General features: G+C 45.2%; 18 protein-coding genes and 1 pseudogene. 10 read left to right on the top strand and 9 right to left on the bottom strand.

Annotation, left to right across the window (positions count from 1 at the left end; genetic code table 11):
• Positions 1-204: 204 nt before the first annotated feature.
• Both hydE and hydG read left to right on the top strand, forming a co-directional pair.
• The gene (gene hydE, locus MHI21_RS14745) at positions 205-1,263 is read left to right on the top strand and encodes a [FeFe] hydrogenase H-cluster radical SAM maturase HydE (RefSeq protein ID WP_223822128.1); all 1,059 of its coding nucleotides are present in this window, start codon (positions 205-207) and stop codon (positions 1,261-1,263) included.
• A gap of 49 nt (positions 1,264-1,312) precedes the next feature.
• Positions 1,313-2,725, top strand: coding sequence for a [FeFe] hydrogenase H-cluster radical SAM maturase HydG (gene hydG, locus MHI21_RS14740; protein WP_013310651.1), 1,413 nt, complete (start codon positions 1,313-1,315; stop codon positions 2,723-2,725).
• A gap of 147 nt (positions 2,726-2,872) precedes the next feature.
• Here hydG and hydF read toward each other — a convergent pair whose 3' ends face one another.
• From hydF to MHI21_RS14700, 8 genes are all read right to left on the bottom strand, one after another.
• Positions 2,873-4,126: a [FeFe] hydrogenase H-cluster maturation GTPase HydF gene (gene hydF, locus MHI21_RS14735; RefSeq protein WP_341163891.1), complete on the bottom strand. Its 1,254-nt coding sequence runs from the start codon at positions 4,124-4,126 to the stop codon at positions 2,873-2,875.
• Positions 4,113-5,561, bottom strand: coding sequence for an aspartate ammonia-lyase (locus MHI21_RS14730; protein WP_342418432.1), 1,449 nt, complete (start codon positions 5,559-5,561; stop codon positions 4,113-4,115). The genes hydF and MHI21_RS14730 overlap by 14 nt, the downstream gene beginning before the upstream one ends.
• Entirely contained in the window at positions 5,558-6,148 is a 591-nt protein-coding gene (locus tag MHI21_RS14725; protein ID WP_013310648.1) for a 4Fe-4S dicluster domain-containing protein, read from the bottom strand. Before MHI21_RS14725 ends, MHI21_RS14730 begins: the two co-directional genes overlap by 4 nt.
• 65 nt (positions 6,149-6,213) lie before the next feature.
• Entirely contained in the window at positions 6,214-7,719 is a 1,506-nt protein-coding gene (locus MHI21_RS14720) for a [FeFe] hydrogenase, group A (RefSeq protein WP_322159837.1), read from the bottom strand.
• Between the two features lie 32 nt (positions 7,720-7,751).
• A complete protein-coding gene (locus MHI21_RS14715; RefSeq protein ID WP_342418431.1) occupies positions 7,752-8,402 on the bottom strand; it encodes a 4Fe-4S dicluster domain-containing protein in 651 nt (216 codons plus the stop codon).
• Positions 8,399-10,561, bottom strand: a complete 2,163-nt coding sequence (gene fdhF / locus MHI21_RS14710; RefSeq protein ID WP_165177138.1) for a formate dehydrogenase subunit alpha — start codon at positions 10,559-10,561, stop codon at positions 8,399-8,401. Before fdhF ends, MHI21_RS14715 begins: the two co-directional genes overlap by 4 nt.
• 127 nt (positions 10,562-10,688) lie before the next feature.
• Positions 10,689-11,171: a DUF2294 domain-containing protein gene (locus MHI21_RS14705; RefSeq protein ID WP_238807852.1), complete on the bottom strand. Its 483-nt coding sequence runs from the start codon at positions 11,169-11,171 to the stop codon at positions 10,689-10,691.
• Positions 11,172-11,751: 580 nt separating this feature from the next.
• Positions 11,752-12,177 (bottom strand): MaoC family dehydratase, encoded by a 426-nt coding sequence (locus MHI21_RS14700; RefSeq protein ID WP_028540679.1) that lies wholly within the window; start codon positions 12,175-12,177, stop codon positions 11,752-11,754.
• Positions 12,178-12,522: 345 nt separating this feature from the next.
• Between MHI21_RS14700 and MHI21_RS14695 the strand changes: the two genes are divergently transcribed.
• From MHI21_RS14695 to MHI21_RS14675, 5 genes and pseudogenes are all read left to right on the top strand, one after another.
• Positions 12,523-13,941, top strand: coding sequence for a transcriptional regulator (locus tag MHI21_RS14695; RefSeq protein WP_342418430.1), 1,419 nt, complete (start codon positions 12,523-12,525; stop codon positions 13,939-13,941).
• Positions 13,942-14,193: 252 nt separating this feature from the next.
• Positions 14,194-14,580 (top strand): hypothetical protein, encoded by a 387-nt coding sequence (locus MHI21_RS14690; protein WP_341163887.1) that lies wholly within the window; start codon positions 14,194-14,196, stop codon positions 14,578-14,580.
• A gap of 538 nt (positions 14,581-15,118) precedes the next feature.
• Positions 15,119-15,429 (top strand): annotated as a pseudogene (locus MHI21_RS14685) (NucA/NucB deoxyribonuclease domain-containing protein); the annotation flags it as partial.
• Positions 15,430-15,598: 169 nt separating this feature from the next.
• The gene (locus tag MHI21_RS14680) at positions 15,599-16,402 is read left to right on the top strand and encodes a discoidin domain-containing protein (protein ID WP_342418429.1); all 804 of its coding nucleotides are present in this window, start codon (positions 15,599-15,601) and stop codon (positions 16,400-16,402) included.
• Between the two features lie 131 nt (positions 16,403-16,533).
• Positions 16,534-16,641 (top strand): sporulation protein YjcZ, encoded by a 108-nt coding sequence (locus MHI21_RS14675; protein ID WP_196233322.1) that lies wholly within the window; start codon positions 16,534-16,536, stop codon positions 16,639-16,641.
• Positions 16,642-16,941: 300 nt separating this feature from the next.
• On the opposite strand, the gene MHI21_RS14670 is transcribed toward MHI21_RS14675, so the two are convergent.
• Positions 16,942-18,420: an FAD-binding protein gene (locus MHI21_RS14670; protein ID WP_342418428.1), complete on the bottom strand. Its 1,479-nt coding sequence runs from the start codon at positions 18,418-18,420 to the stop codon at positions 16,942-16,944.
• A gap of 703 nt (positions 18,421-19,123) precedes the next feature.
• Between MHI21_RS14670 and leuC the strand changes: the two genes are divergently transcribed.
• The 3 genes from leuC to MHI21_RS14655 all read left to right on the top strand — a co-directional run bounded on the left by leuC (position 19,124) and on the right by MHI21_RS14655 (position 22,979).
• Positions 19,124-20,548, top strand: coding sequence for a 3-isopropylmalate dehydratase large subunit (gene leuC, locus MHI21_RS14665; RefSeq protein WP_013310634.1), 1,425 nt, complete (start codon positions 19,124-19,126; stop codon positions 20,546-20,548).
• 20 nt (positions 20,549-20,568) lie between these two features.
• Positions 20,569-21,171 carry a 3-isopropylmalate dehydratase small subunit gene (gene leuD / locus MHI21_RS14660; RefSeq protein WP_341161228.1) on the top strand — a complete coding sequence of 201 codons (603 nt, stop codon included), beginning with the start codon at positions 20,569-20,571 and terminating at the stop codon, positions 21,169-21,171.
• A gap of 233 nt (positions 21,172-21,404) precedes the next feature.
• On the top strand, positions 21,405-22,979 hold the full coding sequence (locus tag MHI21_RS14655) for an N-acetylmuramoyl-L-alanine amidase family protein (protein WP_342418427.1): 1,575 nt from the start codon (positions 21,405-21,407) through the stop codon (positions 22,977-22,979).
• Positions 22,980-23,154: the final 175 nt, after the last annotated feature.

The following is a 23,154-nucleotide window of genomic DNA, read 5'->3' as shown; positions in this document are numbered from 1 at the left end:
ACAGCTTTTTTGTGTGTTGATATAAATGTGTATTTTTTGGGGCAGAAGTTGGAGGTGGTTTTTATAAAATGGGATTTTTTGTGAAACTAATCACGTTACAACCTCTCCGATATTGCTAGAATAATACATGTACGGTACAAGCCGCTGATGATGTGAAGTCCGGATGGACGAGGGAAGAAGGGATGAGTCACGGACGAATTATTACTGCGTCTAGCTGACGGCAAGGAATGGACGCATACGGAAATGATGGAGCTGCTGACACGTCTGGATGATGAGCCGACGCTGCGGGCTCAACTGAGACACCTGGCAGCTCGCACCAAATTGGAGCGCTATGGCAAAGGTGTTTTTTTACGGGGATTAATTGAATTCTCCAGTATATGTCGTCAGGACTGCATGTACTGTGGGCTGCGCGCTTCGAATAAACAGGCAGATCGTTACCGTTTGCAGCCAGAAGAAATTCTGGCCTGTTGTGCGGAGGGGTATGAACTCGGTTATCGGACCTTTGTGCTGCAAAGTGGGGAAGATTACTGGTTTACAGCAGCCCGGCTGACGAAATTGATTCGGGAAATTAAAAGCCGTTTTGCGGATGTGGCGGTTACACTGTCCATCGGTGAACGGGATGATGAAACTTATGAGCAATTATACGAGGCTGGCGCGGATCGTTTTTTGCTGCGGCATGAGACAGCTTCTCCCCATTTGTACGCCAAGCTGCATCCGACGATGACGATGGAAAGCAGGCGCAGCCGTCTGCTGGCTTTGCAACGAATCGGTTTTCAGATCGGGGCCGGATGTATGGTGGGGTTACCAGGACAAACGAATAGTGAATTAGCAGACGATTTGGTCTATCTACACAGCCTGTCACCAGATATGATCGGGATTGGTCCCTTTTTACCGCATAGCAACACGCCGCTTCGGGATGCCAGTCAGGGGAGCATGGAAAAGGCACTTGATATTATTTCGTTATCCCGATTGGTCGTTCCAGATGCACTTATTCCGGCGTCTACGGCAATGGGAACGATTCATCCCCAAGGCAGGGAGAAGGCGCTTCAGGCGGGAGCGAATGTGGTGATGCCCAATTTGTCGCCACTGGCGGTGAGACCTAAGTACGCGATTTATGAGAATAAAATATGTTTGGGCGATGAGTCTGCCCAATGTCGACATTGCCTGGAACTGCGGATTCGCGGAGCGGGATTTGAAGTCGATATGGGGCGCGGCGATAGTTTGAGGGTGCAACGACAGCTTATGAGACAGGAAACTTTGTGAGGCCATAACGGAAACATTGCAGTAACCATAAATAAGGAGATGGGTATACGTGAGTGGAGTACGAGAGAAAGTGTCGGCGGATTTTATTAATGAAGCAGAGATTATGGCGGCAGTGGAGCAGGGGAAACAAGAGGCAACAGATCGACACCGTATTTTAGAAATTTTAGAAAAGGGGAGAGCCTGCCGGGGACTGAGTGCGAGTGAAGCGGCGGCTCTTTTGCATGTGGATGATCCTGAATTATTGGAAGAGATGTTCAAATCTTCGAGAGCAGTCAAAGAACAAATTTATGGCAACCGGATTGTGCTGTTCGCCCCTTTATATGTAAGCAACCACTGCGTGAATAACTGTGAATATTGTGGTTATAAACATACCAATGACAGCTTTACTCGTAGCCGTCTGACACCGGAGGAATTGGTGGAGGAGGTTAGAGTGCTTCAAGAACTGGGACACAAGCGGCTCGTGCTGGAAGCGGGGGAAGACCCAGTCCATTGTCCCATTGACTATATCGTCGATTGTCTGCGTCAGATCTATGAGGTCAAGGTAGATAACGGCAGCATACGGCGGATCAATGTGAATATTGCATCCACAACCGAGGAGGACTATCGGAAGCTGGCAGAGGTGGGCATTGGTACGTATATTTTATTTCAGGAAACGTACCATCGGGAAAGCTATCGTAAATTCCACCTACAGGGACCAAAGCGGGACTTTGATTGGCACACCACCGCAATGGACAGAGCCATGCGTGCGGGTATAGATGATGTGGGGATCGGTGTGTTGTACGGCTTGTATGATTTCCGCTATGAGACCGTAGCGATGCTGAAACATGCCGAACACTTGGAAGAAGCCTTTGGCTGTGGCCCTCATACGGTTTCAGTTCCACGATTGCGTCCGGCTGAAAATGTAGATCTGGAGCGATATCCGTACCTGGTCAACGATGAGGATTTTATGAAAATTGTATCCGTTCTTCGACTGGCTGTTCCTTATGCTGGCATGATCCTGTCCACTCGCGAGGAGCCAGAATATAGGGACCGCGTCATTGGTCTAGGCGTGTCGCAGATTAGTGCAGGTTCAGCTACAGGCGTAGGTGCATATGCAAAACAGGAAACTGATGATAAACCTCAATTTGAGGTGGGGGATCATCGCTCACCATCGGAAATTATTAAAAGTTTGTGCCGTGGCGGATATATGCCGAGCTACTGCACAGCTTGCTACCGTGAGGGGCGAACTGGGGATCGTTTCATGGAGCTTGCCAAATCAGGACAAATTCATAATGTGTGCCAGCCGAATTCGCTGCTGACCTTCCAAGAATATCTGCTGGATTATGGGGATGAGGAGGCGCGTGAACTGGGAGCTGCCGCTCTGCGAGAGAATCTGGAGCGTATACCACGTGAATCGACGCGCCGTTTGACGCTTGACAGACTGGAACGACTGGAAGCAGGCGAACGTGATTTGTATTTTTAGTAATTTATATTATTCGTAGTATCATTTCACGCTATGAAAATTCTCATGATTTATAATAGAACTTGAAAATGAAAAGCAGTCGCGTTGGAATCAGCGCGACTGCTTTTGTGTGTCTGGAAAAAAATATTAATGATGAGATGAGGTCTTTTAGGAATAACTGCCGGCTTCTACAGCTTGCTCCCATGCCAGCATAGCAGATGGGAAGCATTCAATAGCACGGGGAAAGACCCCCTGTACATAAGCGATGAAAATACCATAATTCACAATCGGCACCCCGGCAGCTTTTGTTTCCGACATTCGATGAAGCATCGTACGCCGATTGAGCATGCATGCACCGCAATGAATAACCAGTGCGTATTCGCTCAGATCATCAGGGAAGCTGGAGCCGGATGCATGCTCGATGATGAGACGTTTGCCTATCGTTTGGCGGAGCCAGCGGGGAATTTTCACTCGACCAATATCGTCAGATTGGCATTGGTGAGTGCAGGCTTCGGCAATGAGTACACGGTCTCCATCCTTGAGGCGATCAATGGCTCTTGCACCTCGTACCAGTTCGTCCAGATCGCCTTTATGACGGGCAAACAGGATGGAAAAAGAGGTAAGAGGCACATCCTTGGGTGTGTCGGCCGCTACTTTCATAAAAACCTGTGAATCGGTAATGACCAAGCGAGGCTTACGTCCCAATCTCTCCAGCGTCAATCGTAGTTCATGTTCTTTGGTCACTACAGCGATGGCATCACTCTCTAGTGTATCGCGGATTGTTTGCTGCTGTGGCAGGATCAATCGGCCTTTTGGTGCAGCTTTGTCGATGGGAACGACCAGCACAACAACATCGCCGGGTGACAACAGGTCACCGACGATACGGAAACGATCCTCGTTTTGAGGGAGCGTATTAGTAATAGCCTTCTTCAGTTCCGTGTCTCCCCAAAGCAAAGATGCACTGAATGGAATCAGGGTGAGATCCAGTTCAGTTGCCAGCTTTGTAGCCGTTTTATTTGATTCAGTAAGGGTATCTATTTTATTCAATACCCCAATAACAGGAATCTTTTTGGTGCGGAGCTTTTCGAGTAGCTCATGCTCGAATGGTCCGACACCAACGGTGGCGTCGATAACGAGCAGGGCCAAGTCTGTACTATTAAGTATTTCGAGCGTTTTGTTGCGGCGCAGCTCTCCGATCTCACCCTCATCGTCCAGTCCGGCGGTATCCACCAGAACAATGGGACCCGCAGGGAGCAGCTCCATTGGTTTGAAAACGGGGTCCGTGGTCGTACCACCTACAGGAGATACCACAGCGGCGGGCTGACCGGTCAGGGTGTTCAGAATGCTGGATTTGCCTGCGTTGCGGCGACCGAGCAGGACGATATGTGGTCGGTTGCTACGAGGGGTATCATTCATTCCCATGATGAGTTCCTTCTTCCTGTCCCGGAATTCCGGGCTTGGTTACTGTATAGGGATGGCATAATTGCTCAATCCGCGAACGGGTCAGTAGGCCGCGATCTTCTACAATATCCTCTGGTGCGCGACCTTGCACAATGGCTGCAGATGCAATAGAGGCAGCTTCATCATAGCCAAGCTCCGCGACCAGCGCAGAAGCCATCACGGCTGAGTTACGCAGATTTGTAGTACAGCGTTCCTCACGCACGATCAGGCCGCGCACACATCGCTCCTCGAATAGTCGAACCGCGCTGTTCAGAATATGTAGCGATTCCAGCAGCGATTCGGCAATCAGCGGCAGGAATGCGTTTAGCTCCAGCTGACCGGAGGCAGCGGCCATAGTGATAGCCGCATCTTCGGCTATCACACGCATGGCTGTGAGTCCTGCCATTTCAGCTATTACCGGATTGACCTTGCCAGGCATAATAGAGGATCCCGCCTGAACTGGAGGCAGCGTGTATTCGCCAAAACCACCGAAAGGACCAGAGGCCAGTAGGCGAAAATCGCCAGATATTTTGTACAGATTCACGGCGGCTGATTTGAGTAGACCGGACACCTCCACAAAGACATCCATATTTTGAATCGGGTCCATTGGGTGGTCACTGCGACTCAGTCCAAAGCCAGTCTCATCCGCCAGCTTTTCGACCATCCGATAGCTGTATGCGCGGGGCGCGTTCATACCTGTGCCAATCGCCGTGCCCCCAATAGGGATTTCCCGTAGCCGCTCTTCAGCTTTATAGAGACGCCAGCGGTCGCGCGCTATAGCCTTTGCGTAGGCACCAAAGCCCTGCCCGGCCATCATGGGCAGGGCATCCATTAGCTGAGTGCGGCCTAGCTTGAGCAAGTCGGCATATTCTGTTTCTTTGTGCTGTAAAGCATCCTGTAACGAAGACATCGTGTCACATAAAGGCCGAAGCAGCCGTATCGCTGCAATTCGTAGCGCTGTCGGATAGACATCATTCGTAGACTGGCAGCAGTTCACATCATCTAGCGGATGTAAAATCTCATACTGCCCTGGTCTGCCTCCCAGCTGTACGATGGCCAAATTAGCAATGACCTCATTTACATTCATATGGGTACTGGTGCCTGCGCCGCCTTGCATGGCATCCACGGTAAACATATGTTGATGCCTCCCGACGAGTATTTCGTCGCAGGCATTTACAATGGCGGAGGCCCGTTGGGCAGGAATTCGTTTCTGCTCACCATTTACTTGAGCGGCTACTTTTTTTACCAACACAAGAGCGTGGATCAAGTTTTGGTTCACGGGCCTGCCACTGACCGCAAAATTGTTCATCGCGCGTGCGGTGTGAATACCGTAAAAGGCATCTGCGGGAATTTCCATCTCTCCTAGCGCATCCCGCTCGGTTCGCGTATTTGTAGGCAGAGAAAGACCTTCAGTCATAGACCCGTTGCCGGAATGCGTGTCATATGCAGTAGCTGACGTGCACTTGCAGCGCGTTTTTCCTCTACCCGGGCATGAACCAGATCTGGCTCGACCAGCTTGAGGGCTTGTGTTGGACATTTACCAATACAGGCCGGACCGCCGTCCACGCCTTCGCACAAATCACATTTACTGGCAATCATGCGTTCTTTGGGTTGCAAACGACCTGACATATTGGTATACAATCCGTCCTGCACTACAGGCTGCCCGTTTCGATACTCGGGTACCATGGTAATCGCGCCGTAAGGGCAGGCGATCATGCAGGTTTTACAGCCAATGCAGCTTTCACTATTAATGAGAATGCAGCCATCTGCATTCGTAATGGAGCCGTTCGGACAAGCGTTGGCGCATGGGGCATCCTCACAGTGACGACACTGAACGGGTGCAGTGACTCCAAATGATTTGATAACCTTCAGACGAGGGTGAAAATGAAACTCATCATCCGGCGAGATAAAAGGGTTCTCCGCTGAATGTGCGATGACACATGCGATTTCACAGGTACGACAGCCGATACACTGATCGGGATCAGCTAAAACAAAACGGTTCATACAATTCGACTCCTCTCTAACTAACGACAAATATAATGTATACAGCATAAAAATAACTTAACGTATTAATGAATGGAGTAACCCGTATCCCCTTTGGTGGAAATAGTGCTACTGCGGCTTTGCTTGCCGGGCCCCCGTTGTTGGAAGGTCGTGTGCAGCAGATGATGCGACACATGACCCAGCGGCTCACCTAAAAATTCATCATAAAGTTTGATGATGTGAGGGTTCTCATGCGATTTTCGTACCTGGTGTGCAGCATCATGTCCATAGATGGAGGATTTACGTGCCCGATAAGCTTCAATTCGTTGCTTTTCTAACATGAGCTTGGGTTGTCCCCCTCCGCTGATACATCCAGCAGGGCAGCCCATCACCTCAATAAAATGATAATCACATTCGCCCGCCTGGACACGATCCAATAGCTGATAGGCATGTTGTAGCCCGGCGACGACAGCTACCTTGAGCTGGAGCTTGCCTACCTGAACCTCAGCTACTCGAATGCCTTCCTCACCACGAACAAAATCGAGTTGGAGCTTCGGCAGTTTTTCATTTGTCAGCAGCTCGTAACCTGTACGGATGGCAGCTTCCATGACTCCTCCGGTGACTCCAAAAATGGAGCCTGCACCTGAATATTGTCCTAACGGTGAATCGAATTCTTCATCAGGCAGGTTCGCAAAATCAATTCCGCGTTGCTTGATCCAGTATGCAAGTTCACGCGTGGTCAATACCTCATCCACATCACGATAACCGTCAGATTCCATTTCGGGACGATCGCACTCAAATTGTTTACAGGTACATGGCATGATGGCAACGCTGTATATATTCGCAGGTTCCACCTTGTCTAGTTGTGCGCCATAAGATTTGATTAGCGCTCCTAACATTTGCATCGGGGATTTGCAGCTGGATAGATGGTCTAGCAGATCGGGATATTCTATTTCTGCAAATCGGACCCATGCTGGACAGCAGGATGTGAACATGGGTAAGGGACCGCCTTCGGTCACGCGACGAATCAATTCAGTGCCTTCCTCCATGATGGTCACGTCAGCTCCAAAGTTGGTGTCGTATACTCGATCGAAGCCAAGGCGGCGCAAAGCAGCAGCCATTTTCCCAGGCGTCAAGGTGCCGAACGGCATTCCGAATTCCTCCGCGAGTGAAACACGAATGGCAGGAGCACATTGGACGATCCGAAACTGTCCAGGTTTGGTCATCATATCGGCTACCTTATTCAAGTTGTAGCTATAATAGGCAGCGAATAGCGGCTCTCTGATGTCGGCAGGCATATCGCGTTCTTGGATACGTTCCAGCCGTCTAGCGGCGCCTTCCTGCGGAGATGAACCTGCCCAGTCAGATGCGTATACGCTGCATATTTGTACACATTGACCGCAAATAACACATCGGTCTGCATTAACGGTTTGCGGTTCTCCGGGCAGTCCCTCTATGGCATCTACTGGACAAACCCCAGCACAACGTCTGCATCCCGTGCAGAGCGTAGGGTCAATATGAATGACAGGGTCTGTGCAATCAGTCGTCTTCATACAAGGAGGTGAAGAGATCTTGTCTATTGTGGTTGACATGTTTTTCTACCTTTCTGCGGCTGATTTTGACCTTATAGGCGTGGGAAAAAGACTTCCCGCCGAGGCTCTGGAGGTGAGTCGGATATACCTTTGGCCAGCCGTAGGACATGATTCGGGCAGGCCTCTACACATGCAGGCTGTCCGTTCTCTGTTTCCGCGCACAGATCGCATTTGCTTGCCGCGGTGCGGGGAAGGGCGACTCGATTTGCACGGTGAGTCAGGCCGGACTGCGTTACAACGTGTCCTGCCCGGTAGACCGGAGACACCTCAATTGCCCCGAAGGGGCAGGCCAAAACACAAGAGGTACAGCCGATACATCGTTCCTCATCTATCATAACGACGCCGTCCTCCTGACGAATGGCCTGTACCGGACAGGCATGTGCGCAGGGGGCATTTTCGCAATGCCGGCATTGCACCGGCACATAGATCTCCCCTGTACGTACAACATACACCTTGGGTACAACAGGTACGCTGACGGTTCCGACCGAAGCTCCTATACCGTTAGCCTGACTGTGAACGGCGAAGCACGCCAGTTCACAGGCTTTGCAGCCGATGCACTGCCCGGCGTCTGCGACTACAAAAGAAGAAGCAACAGCGCTTGTTCTACTGGCTGCTCCCATTCTACTCGTCGAAGCTGACCGGTTATCTGTCGGACGGCGCATCATATTCCCTGTGCCGCTCATCTCGTCACCTTATCAGCCAAAACAGCTTCCTGGACGTTCATCTGTCTGCGAATCCGTTGGTACGATTCATGTACATCACGTTCGGCCTGCGCTTGGTCGGCGATCCGTTCCAGACGGATGGCACAGTATTTTAATTCCGGGGTTTTGGATACCGGATCGAGAAAATCAGCGGTCAGCTCGTTACATGCTCCAACCCACCAGTGATAGGTCATGTAAGTCGCACCTTGTTGCACACGGTCACTGATTTGTGCCCGTGCCATGATGCGTCCCCGACGGGAGGATATGGCAACAATTTCGCCATCCCGAATATTCAGATCTGCTCCGTCTTCTGGGCTAATCTGAATAAAGCCAGGCTCATCAGACAACTGGCGCAGCGCGCGGCAATTGCCAGTCATGGTTCGCACGGAATAGTGACCTACCTCACGGACTGTGGACAAGACAAGCGGGTATTTTGCATCCGGTTGTTCTTGTGGCGGACGCCATTCGCAGGCGAATAATCTGCCTTTGCCACTAGGTGTCGAGAATTGATTTCCCTTATACAAATACGGTGTACCTGGATGATCCTCGGTAGGGCAAGGCCATTGAACGCCGCCTTGCTGCTCCATTTTTTGGTAGCTGGCACCCGAGAATAATGGGCTGAGGCTGCGCATTTCATCCCAAATTTCCTCTGTGTTTGCATAGGACATAGGGTAGCCCATGGCGGTAGCAACCTCGCTAATAATAGCCCAGTCTGGCTTAACATCACCCTGTGGCTCAACGGCTTTACGGATGCGCTGAAAGCCCCGATCTGCCGAAGAATATACACCGTCATGCTCGCCCCAAGCAGTAGAAGGGAGGATGACATCGGCGTGCAGCGCTGTTTTGTTCATGAAAATATCCTGAACCACGACAAATTCCAATTGGTCTAGGGCTTCACGCAACTCGGCGGCGTTCGGATCACTTTGTACAGGGTCCTCTCCGAAAATGTAATAAGCTTTCAGCTTGTTCTCCTTCAGGATGAGGTGCGGTACCTCTGTAAGTGGATAGCCTTTTTTACGCGGCAGCTCAACACCCCATGCTTTTTCAAACTTTTTGCGGACTGTGTTGTCTGTTACATCCTGATAGCCAGGATACACATTCGGCAAAGCGCCCATATCGCAGGAACCCTGTACATTGTTTTGTCCCCGTACTGGTCCGATACCGACATTCGGCTTGCCCAGATTTCCCGTCAACAGTGCAAGGGAAGCGAGCCCCTTTACCACATCAACGGCCTGTGAAAATTGACATACACCCATTCCGTACAAAATTGTAGCGGTAGGGGCCTTTGCATATTCCCTCATAGCCGCCCGGATATCGGCCGCCTTGACCCCCGTAATGCCTTCCGCATATTCGGGAGTATATTTTTTAATGCTGTCTACGTATTCGGCAAAGCCTTCTGTGTTTGCTTCCACATATCGTTTGTCGTACAGTCCTTCATGCACAAGTACATGACCAAAAGCGTTCACCAAAGCCATGTTTGAACCGCCCTTTAGGGGTAGCCACATATTCGAAATACGAGCTGTTTCGGTCATGCGCGGATCGCATACAATAATCTTGGCGCCTCTTTGCTTGGCAGCTACAATGCGTCTTGCGACGATTGGATGTGTTTCGGGTGCATTATATCCAAACACGAAAATGAGATCAGAGTGTTCAATTTCAGGAATAGAGTTGGACATAGCTCCATCTCCGAGCGAGTAAGTCAAACCTGCCACAGAAGGGCCGTGGCATACACGAGCGCAATGGTCAATATTGTTCGTGCCAATGACCGCCCGCATGAACTTTTGCATGACATAATTGGCTTCATTTCCCGGACCGCGTGCGGAGCCCGTTCCCATAATGGAGTCGGGTCCGTATTTTTCCTTAATTGCTGACAGCCGTTCGGCAGTATATTGAATGGCTTCCTTCCACTCCACTTCCTCCATAACTCCATTTTTGCGAATCATGGGCTTGCGCAAGCGTGCAGTCAGAATTTGTGGGTCATTCAAAAAATCCCATCCATAGTGTCCTTTCAGACACAACGTTCCTTCATTCGTACGACCACCAGCCGGCTCTGCGCCAATTACCTGTCCTTTTTCCACCAGCAAATGAAGCTGACAACCGCTCCCGCAGTAGGGACATACGGTCAATACCTTGTCTGCCATAAGTGCAGCACCTCTTTTATATGAAATAGATGAAACTCGTAACATAAAAAAAGCCAATACAAAAATGCCGCTTTACGCTGCATCCTGTACTGGCTTATCCGCGAGCGAGGAGACAAGCTCCTTCCCGCTAATCCAACCGGTGTATGTGTTGTAGTTCTAGAGAAATGATAATGTGTCCGTCTCCATGGACGGAGGGGCAGACCTCCCAAGTATAAGTGAAGGGACTGCCGAGTGTTTTTTCGGCTTCGTTCATAAACTCCTTTTCCAGATAGGGACGAAGGACGTTCCAATATTCCCTGACCTTGTCCTCGGCCCCTTCATGAACGAGAATTTCGGACAAATTAGACAATGTACCTCGAATTTCTACCGTAATCCGGAGCGGCGAATCCAGTGAAACCTTGACGTTGTCCGGTCCTTTTCCACGGTAGTGCTTGACAATACATACGGCCAACTTCCTGATGCGCTCACGGTATTCCAATTCGGTATTCAACATCTGGACACTCCGCTTCGAATCAAAATAAAGGCGTACTTGCCGCGCATGCCAGACAGCCTGTGTAGCTGGTTTTAGAACAAAACGTAACCGTCCCGACCCAAGTGGTCTGCCCAGCACGGCGTATCACCCTTCTATGGTAGAACAGGTTGACTCGGAAAGATGTGAAATTCATTACACTGAACCAAAAATTTACATAGATTAGACCACTCTTGAAGTAGCTATACCTCTATGGTTTGTATGATGCTTCTCATTCCGTCGTGTTGTTTGTACAGCTCCAATACAAAAGCAGTTGAATGACATACTATGGGCTGAGATTAGTAAATGGCATTCTCAAAGCCCTCTATACTGAAATAGCTCAGTGCGAATCTCAGAGATTTATAGTAAATTATTCATTACATGATTTGCAATATCAATTTATTATTATTACATTGGACGGAAATGCTAGTCGAACTCCAGAAGGCATAGATATGTTATCCAAAATGGTGGAAAAGTACGGGTTCAAGATGTAGAATCTATGCGATATTCAGTTTGTAGAAGGGCAACGTCAAGGTCGCCAAATGAAGACTTAGTAGGAATTACTGCAACGTGTGGCTGAACATGAAGCCGCAAGTCAAGCCACGTTAGAATAAAGAGAAGAGGTTCGTGCTAAAATGCATGGACCTCTTCAAACTTGTAATAATTGATTTTTTATGAAACTTTACTGTTTAACCAGAACGGATAAATCGCCTTCAAAAACTTGCTCCTCTTTGTTGTTGAAAGTCGACAGCAATACAGTAACGAGTCCTGTTCCATTCCTCATCTCTTTTACTCCAATCACTTCAACAATGGTGTACAATTCGTCGCCTGGATATACTGGTTTAATAAATTTAATATTATTCATAGCAGTTCCAGCAATAACCTCATCACCGTAACTGCCTGTTTCAACCCAAAGCTTAAAAGAAACAGCTAATGTTTGAATTCCTGAAGCGATAATTCCATTAAATCTACCTTGTAATGCTTTCTCTTCATCTAAATGCATATATTGCGGGTCAAACTCCCTTGCAAATCTGGTAATATCCTCTTTAGTTAATTTTAAAGACTTGGTTTTAAATACTTGTCCGATATAAAATTCATGAAACCGCATTATTACACCTCTTGATTAAATTATTTGCTTATTTATAGAGTAGCATAATATCACCAATCATTTGTAGTCCCACTCAGCAAGTAACCCTCCGTACTTTTGTACAGTCAGATCAATGTAAGTGTCTGCTTTTTGAAGGATTATATTTCCATTAACATAAGTCTCACCGGTAACAGTGGCAGGGTTATTTGACTTCAATGCAGAGTGACTCTTTGGAACTGCTTATTTTATATACTTCGACATTCGATGCAAATAAATAAAAATTATTGACAACTGTTAAATTATGGACAACAATAGAATGCAATAATATATAAATATTGGTACTTCTGTATGGAGGGTGGTTTATCTATGAAAGTTACACCCACGATTAGAGCAGAATTGGAACAATATCTAAAACAAGAAGGTTTGAGCATGATGGAGTTTGGGCATATAGCGGGCATGAATAGGGGGATAGTAAGTAGCATAGTGTCAGGCAATAAATCTATGTCTGTTAACCAGATAGATCGCATTACCGAGGCTATGGGGTTACCGGAAGGTCACTTTTATGACTTGTTCATAGAAAACTACATCATCGACCATCCTCCGAATATGAGACGAATCGAGCCATTTTTGTTTCGCTGTGCGGAGTTGGACAAGTTGGATGCAATCCGTCGAGTGGTGGGAGCCATCATGGACAATCTACTGTATTCACCCAAGCTATTTGAAATTGCAGAAGAATTGTTGGCGCAGGGAAGACATGCGGCTGCATTGCTGCTCTATGAGGGGGTAGCTGAAGCGGAGAAATATCAACATTCTGAACGCTTGGCAGTCTGTCAATATCGTATATTCACGATTCAGATTGGTGACGACCAAAGCCGCAACCACAAGGCAGCTATACTATTTGAGTCTTATGTCGAGCGCCTAGATGATTTAGAACAACTTGATGCGTTAAAGGATTTGGCTAATGTGTACAGGTCTTTGCGTAAGTGGGACAAGGTTGAGGAAATGGCAAGGCAAATGAGAGGGAAAGCTGAAGTACAATATTCCATAAAGCATCAGCAGAAGAATCGAAAGAACAGGGAGCATGAAAAGGAAACCAGAAATCCGTTATTTGGATACATTGCTTACGCCGATTTGTTGTGTGCTAGTGTTTGTGAAGCCCAAGGCGATTATCAACAAGCTCTACAATATACATACGCCTATGCGGATTTAGACTGGGTTAAAGAGGATGACGAGGATACAAAACACTGGGTAAACCTGTTCAGTCAGTGGGCAGAAGGTAACACGTACGTCAATAAACTCCTGTCTGGAGATGTTAGCGTGCTGCCAGACTATGTTGAATATATAGCGGCAACATCAACCGCTAACGAAAATGAGAAACTCTCAAAGCTGTTGAACGTTATGATAGCGGCTAACCGATATGAAATAGATGTGGATGATGTCCTTTCACGTTTTGAAACAAATATTAATTCATTTGCTCAACTCCCAACATCATCTGATATATATACCCAACAAGTAATACCAGACTATTTCGCATGGTTTGCTTACGAAATGGCTCATTATTATTTACATCGGGTGAAATACAGTGATGGCTTTAAATACTTGATGTATGCAATGGCAAAGTCACATATAATAACTAATGAAACAAACTTTATAAATTGTATTGGTCTGTTTATGCGTTTTCAAGTCCATGCGACTCCTGAAATCAAAACAGAGTTCTCCAATCTAATTGAAAAGGTGTGGTTAAGTAATGTTGAAAAAAATGGCATTGTTAATTGTTGCGAGTAGCTTTTTGTTTTTTATAACTGTACCGGCTCACAATCATGAGCAGCTTATTCAGACCCTTGTACAAATTGGGGGATTCTAAAGCTAAAGAAAGCTCTGCCGACCATAAGGTTAGCAGAGCTTTCTTCAATGCAGGAATTACCACAGAATTCACCGAAGTAGTTGAATTTAGAGTAGATATAAAAAGAACTACCAGATTGTAGTCGGAAGTCTCTTTCAGGTAGACCAAATCAAAAAAAAATAGGAGGGGAATTTATGAAGAAAAGAATATTTCTTTTCTCGATTTTATCTTTAGCTATAGCAACTACGGTAGGGGTTGCTTCAGCTTCAGTAAGTACAACTAGCGAAAACACCATAATTTCTCAAAGATCGGGTGGAAGCGCAACTGTAGGAGAATCCTTTAATGTCCCTAAAGGATGGGGTCATGTTAAACTTCGTATGAAGAATCACTCTGATCATCCAGTAAAGGTGAGTTTAATTCACGACGGTTCAAACAAACTATATATTGATGCATTAGTAATCACTCCTCACGACACAGTTACTTGGAAATCTACTGATGAAGGTATCACCAACGGTTTGCGTTCTGGATACTACACACTTCAGTGGAGAGGCAGCGATTATAAAGTTAATGGGGAAACATAGGGAGTGGCTGGTTCACAGCCTGGAGACATCTAACTTGTCCAAGCTAAGCGACGTTATTGGGTGGGTGGATGATGCGTCGTTCAAGATAGTAAGGGAATTAGTCTCTTAATTGGTTTGTGGGAATTTCTTTATTATCGAGCAGTTTGAATTTAGAGTAGATGTAAAGATGGGCTCGGCTGGATTGATTTTGAGGGTTCTTTTCCCACAGGAACAGGCTTTGCAAATGCAAGTAGTGACGTGGCTAATCCAAAAGGTGTTGTAACTCCACAAGCTTACACAGAGCATGTCATTAATTATGCAAGAAACAAGCAATTTAAAACTTGGGCAAATGATTAGGAAGACTATGCAGCTACAGGAGTAGGTTATTAGGACTTGAACTTCCTAAATGGGTATAGGCACGATTCAATCTCTATTAGTTATACCGACTCCACATGCGAATTATTAGCAGGATGCACCCGTTACAAAATTCAAACTTATAATTATTCCACATATTAATAGACCATCGGTAGCAAGCCAATAAGCAGTAGCTGAGTATACACTGGAGTTTCCGAGTTCGCGCTATCCAGAAATGGGAGCACACAACAAAGATGCTATAGCAGCCGGCCATTCTGCTGTATGTACTATTGAACGGGACGGAGCTGAAGAAACTCGGAAGAGTCTTTAAAAGATGTTCCTACAAAAAAAGTGATTTGACCGCGACGAGTGACCGATGGCGATGTGCGCTGAAGGTGGCGCAGGTGCTGATATCCGATACATAACCCTTAGTACAACAGGGGAACAGGATCTTGGGTAAGTAGTCAGTTAAATAAGTATAATGATGGTACAAAGGTGAGTTTTATTGTGAAATAAGGATGAGAGACGCTACTGGTTATCAGCCGATAGAGTCTTTTTTTATACCCATTAAAAAATAAATATGCAAATATTTAGATTATATTTATAGATTAGCAAGTTTATGTTTAGACACAATTCCTCAATTAAATTATTCTTAGTTCTATTAAACCTATTGGAGGATTATTTAATGAAGAAAGCATGTATAACAATTTTATTTTTAGTTCTTTTATCTCTTCCCTTATCCAATGTTTTTGCAGCCGAAGCAGAGTATTCAGAAAATCTAGTTCCACATATGACAACTAACATTTTGCCATCTGGAGTAGCAAGCGCAAGTAATGAATATTCATACGCATATGAGGCGTTTAACAAGGAATTTGCTACTATTGCTAGTGCGTGGACATCAAGTACAACTGCTGCTTGGCTAAGATATGACTTTCCTAACCCCGAAGTTATTGAGCAATATGTTATATATCCACAGACAACGGCAACTGACCGTGCCCCTAAAAATTGGACTTTCGAAGGCTCAAATGATGGGATGACTTGGAACGTGCTAGACACTCAGTCAAATATCACTGGATGGGTAAATAGCACTCCCAAAAAATTCACTTTTTCTAATTCTAATTCATACAAGGATTATAGAATTAATATTACAGGCAATAATGGAAGTCAGTATCTAGCTCTTAGCGAATTAGAGATGATGTCTAAAGTGTCGAGCTCCACTCCTAATCCAGGAACAGAGGAACCAACTCCAAACGGGGATCGTGCTATTCTGGTAGTCACCATGACAACTGGCTTAGAGAAGGAATTTGATTTGAGTATGCAAGAGGTCAATGACTTCATTGCATGGTATGAGGGCAAGCAGGCTGGTTCTGGATCGGCTTCATACGCAATCAATAAGCACGATAACAATAAAGGCCCATTCAGCAGCCGCAAGGATTACATGCTATATGATCGTATCCTTACGTTTGAAGTAAGTGAATACTCTAAATAAATCAAAAAGCTCAGGACCTTAATGGGTCGGCTGAGCTTTTTTTGTTAAGAAGCCCTTCCTTTAATCAAGACCTCGCATAGCCTATGGAGTAGGAGTACCCTAAAATAAAGGAGGCGTTACGTGTGGGGGAAATGAAAAGAGACTACGAGGGAATCACCGGAAGAGTTTGGACATCGATAGCTGCTGTCTTGGCACTGTTCATATTGCTGGTAATCATCTTGAAATTAATTCATTTATAAAGATTCTTAAGCTCCACCGAGGGATTTAATTTCTAAAGCATAGCCCCATTAGTTCCTGAGGAACCTATAAGGTTCGCCGTTTGGCCCATTCCCGACCTTAAAGAAGTTGGTGAAACAACGTTTTAGACACACAAAAGGAACGTCAGCGGCTTTTCCGGAGAAGGTAGGGTAATAACCCCTTAACGAAGCCTGATCCACGTCGGAGCGGCTGAAATAAAGTAGACTGATTCATGAGAGTCGCCTCTTTTTGGAATGGTTGGTTTGTGCTTACCATTAGCTGAAAAGGCGACTCTTTTTATCCTATTTTTGGTTAATCAACAAGCCTGACTTTGCTTCAAGATCTTCTATAATTTCCAGTGCAACAAAATATCCGAAAAATAATGTTAAAATATCCTCGTATCGCTTTCCTGATCCTCTTGCTCTACTTAATAATATATTTTGACTTTCTTGTATTTTTTTTTTATGGAAAGATAGAGAAACAACGGATGAATTGGAAGCGATCAAATCCATCATTAGAATTGACAACTTTTTCTGAAACTCTTCAATCGGAAAGTCATTATTTTCTTTCGAATACAGCTGCATCGTTTCAGGTGGATCTTTAAATGAAGTTTGATATTGAGTATTGAAAACACCTTCATTAGCTATTTTGTCAACAATTAATTTACCAAAAACGATCCCTGATGCGAATGCTTGCCCAGGAATTCTTCCTATACCAAGATCACCATTAAATTGAGCTTCTCCAGTAGCAAAAACACGATTCAAGTTTATAGCCTCAGCATTAGCATTGATTTCGATTCCTCCTGAAGAATAGTGCATCGTTGGTGTAATTTTAATTCTTTTATTTTTAACTACCTTAGGACTAAATCCATATGTTTTGAATTTTTCATTTAATACATTTTCATCAGCATGGCTCATATCTAAGTACATATCCTTTTTTTGTTTGATGCATTCTAGTTGGAATTTTAAAATCTCATCAATCATTTCGTGGTAATCATCCCGAGCAATTGCATCACAAATATATTCATCTTCTAATAATTGAACTCCTTCCTCATCTATTATTTTCCCTTGACTCAAAGATACAACCCCGCCCAATAAAATTTGTCTTCCGTTATATATAGACCAAGGATGACACATTACTGTAGACATTCCCTTTAATCTCGCACCTATTTTCTTAGCTAAGATTAGCGTTTCACCAGTTGAACCGGGCGAATTATCATTGAAACAGAATTGTCCTGCATATCCCCCCGTAGCTAATACCAAATAATTAGTATATATTCTGATAAATTGATCTGATTGTGTGTCATAAAATATTGCGATAATTCCGTGATCGTACTTTTCCAAATGTATCAAAATTTTATTACACATCGGTTGTTCAATATGTTGTAATAAACAATTGATTAATTTCTTTCCCCCATGTGATTTAATCATACATTCAGGCATGATACCAAAGGATGTTTTCTCATAAGAAATACCCAATTCTTCGAAGAAATTTATAATTATGTTGGAATTCCTATATAGCGATTCAATTACGGATCGATCTGCTCCACATTTATCAATAGTAAGATTAATAATATGATTAATTTCATTCTCTGAGGGAACACGTGTATTTGCTGCTGAAAGAAAGGAGTTGCTTTGTTTGGGTGCACTCTTTTTTGTTACAATCGTGTACTTGATATTGTTTTTTGACAAATAATAAGCAGCAGTAAGCCCTGAGATCCCCGTACCGACAATCAAAATTGGAGTGTAGTGTTCAACGGATATTCCATTTTGTTTCATCATTCCAACTCCTTTTTAGGATGTGAATGTTATCTTCGGCTGAATCTCGTAGTCGGTTTTCTATTTTTTTGCAACAAAACGCATCAGGATGATATTTATAAAATTCTTGCTCTGTTGTTAATTCCCTGTGATTTATATCAAATTATATAACTATATTTCGTTTTATACTTTATATAGTTATTAAGAGCTAACAAAATCAAATACAAACAATTTTGCAAAAGTAGAGGAAAAAAGAACCATTATAGCAATTGCTAAGATGATTCTTATTACGAGTTACAATATTCTTGTTACCGACGAAGAATGGAATCTAAACAAAATATTTTCCTGATTGTACAAGTTTATTCCTTATTTTGTCAACATTATCTGAGAATATATAACTGATTCAGCTTTCACAGTATGAATATTCAAACAAATTCTTAATGTAATAATTAGAAAGGGCCACAGAGTTCATCGTATTCATCCATTTGTATAACCCTTTTTTTAACCTTCGACTTTTAGTCGAAGGTTTTTACTAATTAAGAGCTGATAGAGAAACAGTGCAATGAACCGCCTATATTCACCTTCTCCAGCCTTATAGCCTTAACCTATCACTTCTATAGATATCATATCTTAGACCAATCAAACATCCCGTGGTATATTGTTGACATTCAAGAGAGAGCCGTTAGCTTCTCTCCACTAGGTTCGAAAAACACAGGGGTGAATAATGATGAGTAAAAAGACCATGTTCGAGAAAATTTGGGATAACCATGTCATCTATCAGGAAGCGGGTAAGCCGAGTATTTTGTACATTGATCTTCACCTCGTACATGAGGTAACATCGCCACAGGCGTTTGAGGGATTACGTCTTAGCGGCCGTCAGGTGCGTCGTCCAGAGCTTACGTTTGCAACGATGGATCATAACGTGCCGACTAAGGACCGTTACAATATTACGGACCCGATTTCCAAGCAGCAGATCGATACATTAACTCAAAATTGCCGTGATTTCGGTGTCACACTGTATGATCTGGATACGGTTGATCAAGGTGTTGTTCACGTTATGGGACCTGAACTTGGTCTGACTCATCCGGGCAAAACGATTGTTTGTGGTGATAGCCATACCTCCACACACGGGGCGTTCGGAGCACTCGCTTTTGGTATCGGAACCAGTGAGGTAGAGCACGTAATGGCAACACAATGTCTCCAGCAAGCTAAAGCCAAAACGATGGAAGTTCGCTTTGTAGGCCGCCGCAAACCTGGTGTGACAGCAAAGGACATGATTTTGGGTGTCATTGCCAAATACGGTACAGATTTCGCCACAGGTTATGTTATTGAGTACACAGGTGAATCTATCCGCGAATTGAGCATGGAAGAGCGCATGACTGTGTGTAACATGTCCATTGAAGGCGGAGCCAGAGCAGGAATGATTGCACCGGACGAAACCACCTTCAATTACTTGCGTGGACGTCAACATGTAGCACAAGGAGCTGCTTTCGAGCAAGCGGTTGCTGAGTGGAAAGAGCTTGTCACAGATGAAGGTGCTGAGTTTGATGTCGTGCTGGAGTTTGACGTAGATGCTTTGATTCCGCAAGTAACCTGGGGCACTAGCCCGGGGATGGGTACAGATATTTCCTCAACCGTACCGATTCCGGCAGAACTGCCAACCGAAAACGAACGTAAAGCAGCTGAAAAAGCGCTTGAATATATGGATTTGAAGCCAGGTACTCCGATCACGGATATTGCGATTGATTATGTGTTTATCGGCTCCTGCACCAATGGGCGGATTGAAGATTTGCGTGCAGCCGCTGAGGTTGCCAAAGGTTACAAGGTTTCTGACAAAGTAACGGCCATCGTCGTACCAGGTTCGGGGCGTGTGAAAATTCAGGCTGAAGAAGAAGGGCTGGACGTCATTTTTACAGAAGCAGGATTTGAGTGGCGTGAAGCGGGATGCAGTATGTGTCTTGCGATGAATCCAGACGTACTGCAACCGGGACAGCGTTGTGCATCGACTTCTAATCGTAACTTTGAAGGTCGTCAGGGACGCGGAGGACGGACTCATCTGGTATCTCCAGCAATGGCAGCCGCTGCGGCGATTCATGGACATTTTGTTGATGTACGGGATTGGAAATTCAAGCAGGAAGAAGTAGTCCGCTAGGATACAGAGGAGGAATTACGATGGAAGCTTTCACAACATTAAAAGGAATTGTAGCACCTGTGGATCGGGTGAACGTGGATACAGATGCTATTATTCCTAAGCAGTTTTTGAAACGAATTGAACGTACGGGCTTTGGACAGTTTCTGTTCTACGAGTGGCGGTTTGATGAAGCGGGCAATATCAATCCTGAATTTGAACCCAACAAGCCTCGTTATGCAGGAGCGTCTGTGCTGATCTCTCGCGCTAACTTTGGCTGCGGCTCCTCACGTGAGCATGCGCCCTGGGCGATTATGGACTATGGGTTTCGTTGCGTAATTGCACCGTCTTATGCAGATATCTTCTATAATAACTGTTTCAAAAACGGTATATTGCCGATCAAGCTATCTGAAGAGCAAGTAGAGGAATTGTTTCAGCGTACGGCGCAGCATGATAACTACCAATTGAACGTAGACCTGAATGAAAAAACAATCACTGACGACTATGGTCTGAAAATTGAATTCGATCTGGATGAACATCGCCGTCAATTCTTGCTACAAGGCTTGGACGATATTGGCCTGACACTCCAGCATGAATCTGAAATTCTGGCGTATGAACAAAGACGCGCTGCGAAACAAGGCGCATAATCATATTTCCCAGTTCAGTATCAATACGAAGCCATATAGCTTGCTCATTTGTTAGACAGAAAGCCCGTACTGGCAATTCTTTTGCCTGCGGGCTTTTATTATGCTCAAACAATAAATTGGAAAATAAGGGGTTGACGGTTCGGCTCAGCATGGTATTGTAAATGTAAAATGGTTGAAGGACTGTGTTTGTGAGAAATACCAAAAAAATACATATATAAGTTAGGGGAATGAGGATGAAGAAATATGGTTGGGTGATACTAACGGCTATCTTGATTTGGATGTGGCCGTCCTCCCCTCATGTGAATGCGGCTGGAGCAGATTTGTTTTTAGATGGCAAAAGGGTGGAAGCGCCTGCAGATGCCAAGCCTGAAATGGTCAATGGAAAAATCATGGTACCGCTCCGGGTGGTTGGGGAGCAACTGGGGTATCAGTTCAAGTGGGAACCACAATCCTATAAAATCTCAATTCAAAAAAATAGTACCGATATGTCTATGTATGTAGGCCGTACATCGGCTGATGTGAATGGAAAAACAGTTAGTCTGGATGCACCTCCTGTGCTTCGAGGCAGCTCGACCATGGTTCCATTGCGTTTTGTTGGGGAGCAAATGGGGCTGAAAGTAGATTGGAATAATAAAAGTAAATCCGTAAATCTCAGTCAAAAGGCTGCAACTCAACAAGCGAATAAACAGTCTCAATCCCAACCATCGTCGCAAACGTCAACACAGAGTACAACTAGCACCAATAAAACGTCTTCAGCAACAGCGACGACAATAACCCCAGTTGAAGCAGACAAGCATACTGAAGCTACATCTTCACCATCCAAGCAGCAGAGTACAGAACAGACCACAGCGAATGCGTTGCTTGTACAAAATATTACTTTTGAGGGTGAAACGTTAAAGATTTCTTTGAACAAAGATGTTACCCCTAAAGTATCCAAAATGACGGGGAATGATCGTATTGTTGTAGATTTACCCGGGGCTTCCCTGGCGACTGATTTTCTTCAGCCGTTCCCGATTCGCACCGATGGCACGCGGGCGTTGACGAATAGTGACAGTGAGGATGTGCAGGAAATTAGATTTGCTCCCACAGATGGACCGAATGGGGGCGTACGCATTGTCATTGCTTTAAATCAAGCACGTGATTACGATCTTTCAACCGATGGCCTAGGCGATATCACCCTTCAATTGCGTGAGCATAGTGTGAATCCAGTAGCGGTAACACCAACGAATGTCGAAGGACGGCGAATCGTCGTCATTGATCCCGGACATGGTGGCAAGGACCCTGGAGCAGGTAGTGTGACTGGGCGACATGAAAAGGAATTTACATTGGCGGTAGCGCTAAAGGTCGAGCAGCTTCTGCAAAATGATCCTGACATTCAAATCGTATTGACTCGCAATGGAGATACGTATCCCACGCTGGATGAACGACCACAACTCGCTAATAGTCAACAGGCAAGCGTGTTTGTATCCATTCATGGTAATAGTATGCTAGCTTCAGATAAAGGGAAAACCAATGGCTCTGAAACCTATTATGCACGCCAGGACAGTTTGGCACTGGCAAAGACGATGCATAAATATCTTGTAGCGGCTACCGGATTTAAGGATAATGGCATCAGGGTGGCAAACCATGTGGTGACGAGAAAATCACAAATGCCCGCTGTATTGCTGGAATGTGGCTACCTTAGTAATCTATCAAATGAAGCAGCCATGTTCACAGAAGAAACACAGGAGAAGATCGCTGAAGGTATTGTCGATGGGTTGAAGGAGTATCTCGGAACAGGCCCAGGAGCAACTGAATCACTTAACTAAGGATGTTAGCAATAAAAGCTACTTTTCACCTTTTAATGAAAATTCATGGGGGTGAAAAGTAGCTTTTTTAGTTTTTTTGGCTGTGACTTTTGACGGAAAGCGAATGATCTATATTTTTAGTCAGAATTCGACAAAAATAGTTCTTTGGCACGTATATTTCTGTTATGATGGAATA

Source organism: Paenibacillus sp. FSL H8-0168, assembly GCF_038592955.1.
GTDB lineage: Bacteria > Bacillota > Bacilli > Paenibacillales > Paenibacillaceae > Paenibacillus > Paenibacillus polymyxa_B.
This window is presented reverse-complemented; position numbering and strand designations above follow the sequence as displayed.

What these genes read in the sequence shown, in the direction of transcription:
- MHI21_RS14730 (WP_342418432.1), bottom strand. Translation starts at nt 5,561, where the DNA reads ATGACTGAAGGTCTTTCTCTGCCTACAAATACGCGAACCGAGCGGGAT.
- MHI21_RS14655 (WP_342418427.1), top strand. Translation starts at nt 21,405, where the DNA reads ATGAAGAAATATGGTTGGGTGATACTAACGGCTATCTTGATTTGGATG.
- fdhF (WP_165177138.1), bottom strand. Translation starts at nt 10,561, where the DNA reads ATGGCAGACAAGGTATTGACCGTATGTCCCTACTGCGGGAGCGGTTGT.
- leuC (WP_013310634.1), top strand. Translation starts at nt 19,124, where the DNA reads ATGAGTAAAAAGACCATGTTCGAGAAAATTTGGGATAACCATGTCATC.
- leuD (WP_341161228.1), top strand. Translation starts at nt 20,569, where the DNA reads ATGGAAGCTTTCACAACATTAAAAGGAATTGTAGCACCTGTGGATCGG.
- MHI21_RS14690 (WP_341163887.1), top strand. Translation starts at nt 14,194, where the DNA reads ATGAAGAAAAGAATATTTCTTTTCTCGATTTTATCTTTAGCTATAGCA.
- MHI21_RS14720 (WP_322159837.1), bottom strand. Translation starts at nt 7,719, where the DNA reads ATGTCAACCACAATAGACAAGATCTCTTCACCTCCTTGTATGAAGACG.
- hydF (WP_341163891.1), bottom strand. Translation starts at nt 4,126, where the DNA reads ATGGGAATGAATGATACCCCTCGTAGCAACCGACCACATATCGTCCTG.
- MHI21_RS14715 (WP_342418431.1), bottom strand. Translation starts at nt 8,402, where the DNA reads ATGAGCGGCACAGGGAATATGATGCGCCGTCCGACAGATAACCGGTCA.
- MHI21_RS14675 (WP_196233322.1), top strand. Translation starts at nt 16,534, where the DNA reads ATGAAAAGAGACTACGAGGGAATCACCGGAAGAGTTTGGACATCGATA.
- MHI21_RS14680 (WP_342418429.1), top strand. Translation starts at nt 15,599, where the DNA reads ATGAAGAAAGCATGTATAACAATTTTATTTTTAGTTCTTTTATCTCTT.
- MHI21_RS14700 (WP_028540679.1), bottom strand. Translation starts at nt 12,177, where the DNA reads ATGCGGTTTCATGAATTTTATATCGGACAAGTATTTAAAACCAAGTCT.
- MHI21_RS14670 (WP_342418428.1), bottom strand. Translation starts at nt 18,420, where the DNA reads ATGATGAAACAAAATGGAATATCCGTTGAACACTACACTCCAATTTTG.
- MHI21_RS14725 (WP_013310648.1), bottom strand. Translation starts at nt 6,148, where the DNA reads ATGAACCGTTTTGTTTTAGCTGATCCCGATCAGTGTATCGGCTGTCGT.
- MHI21_RS14695 (WP_342418430.1), top strand. Translation starts at nt 12,523, where the DNA reads ATGAAAGTTACACCCACGATTAGAGCAGAATTGGAACAATATCTAAAA.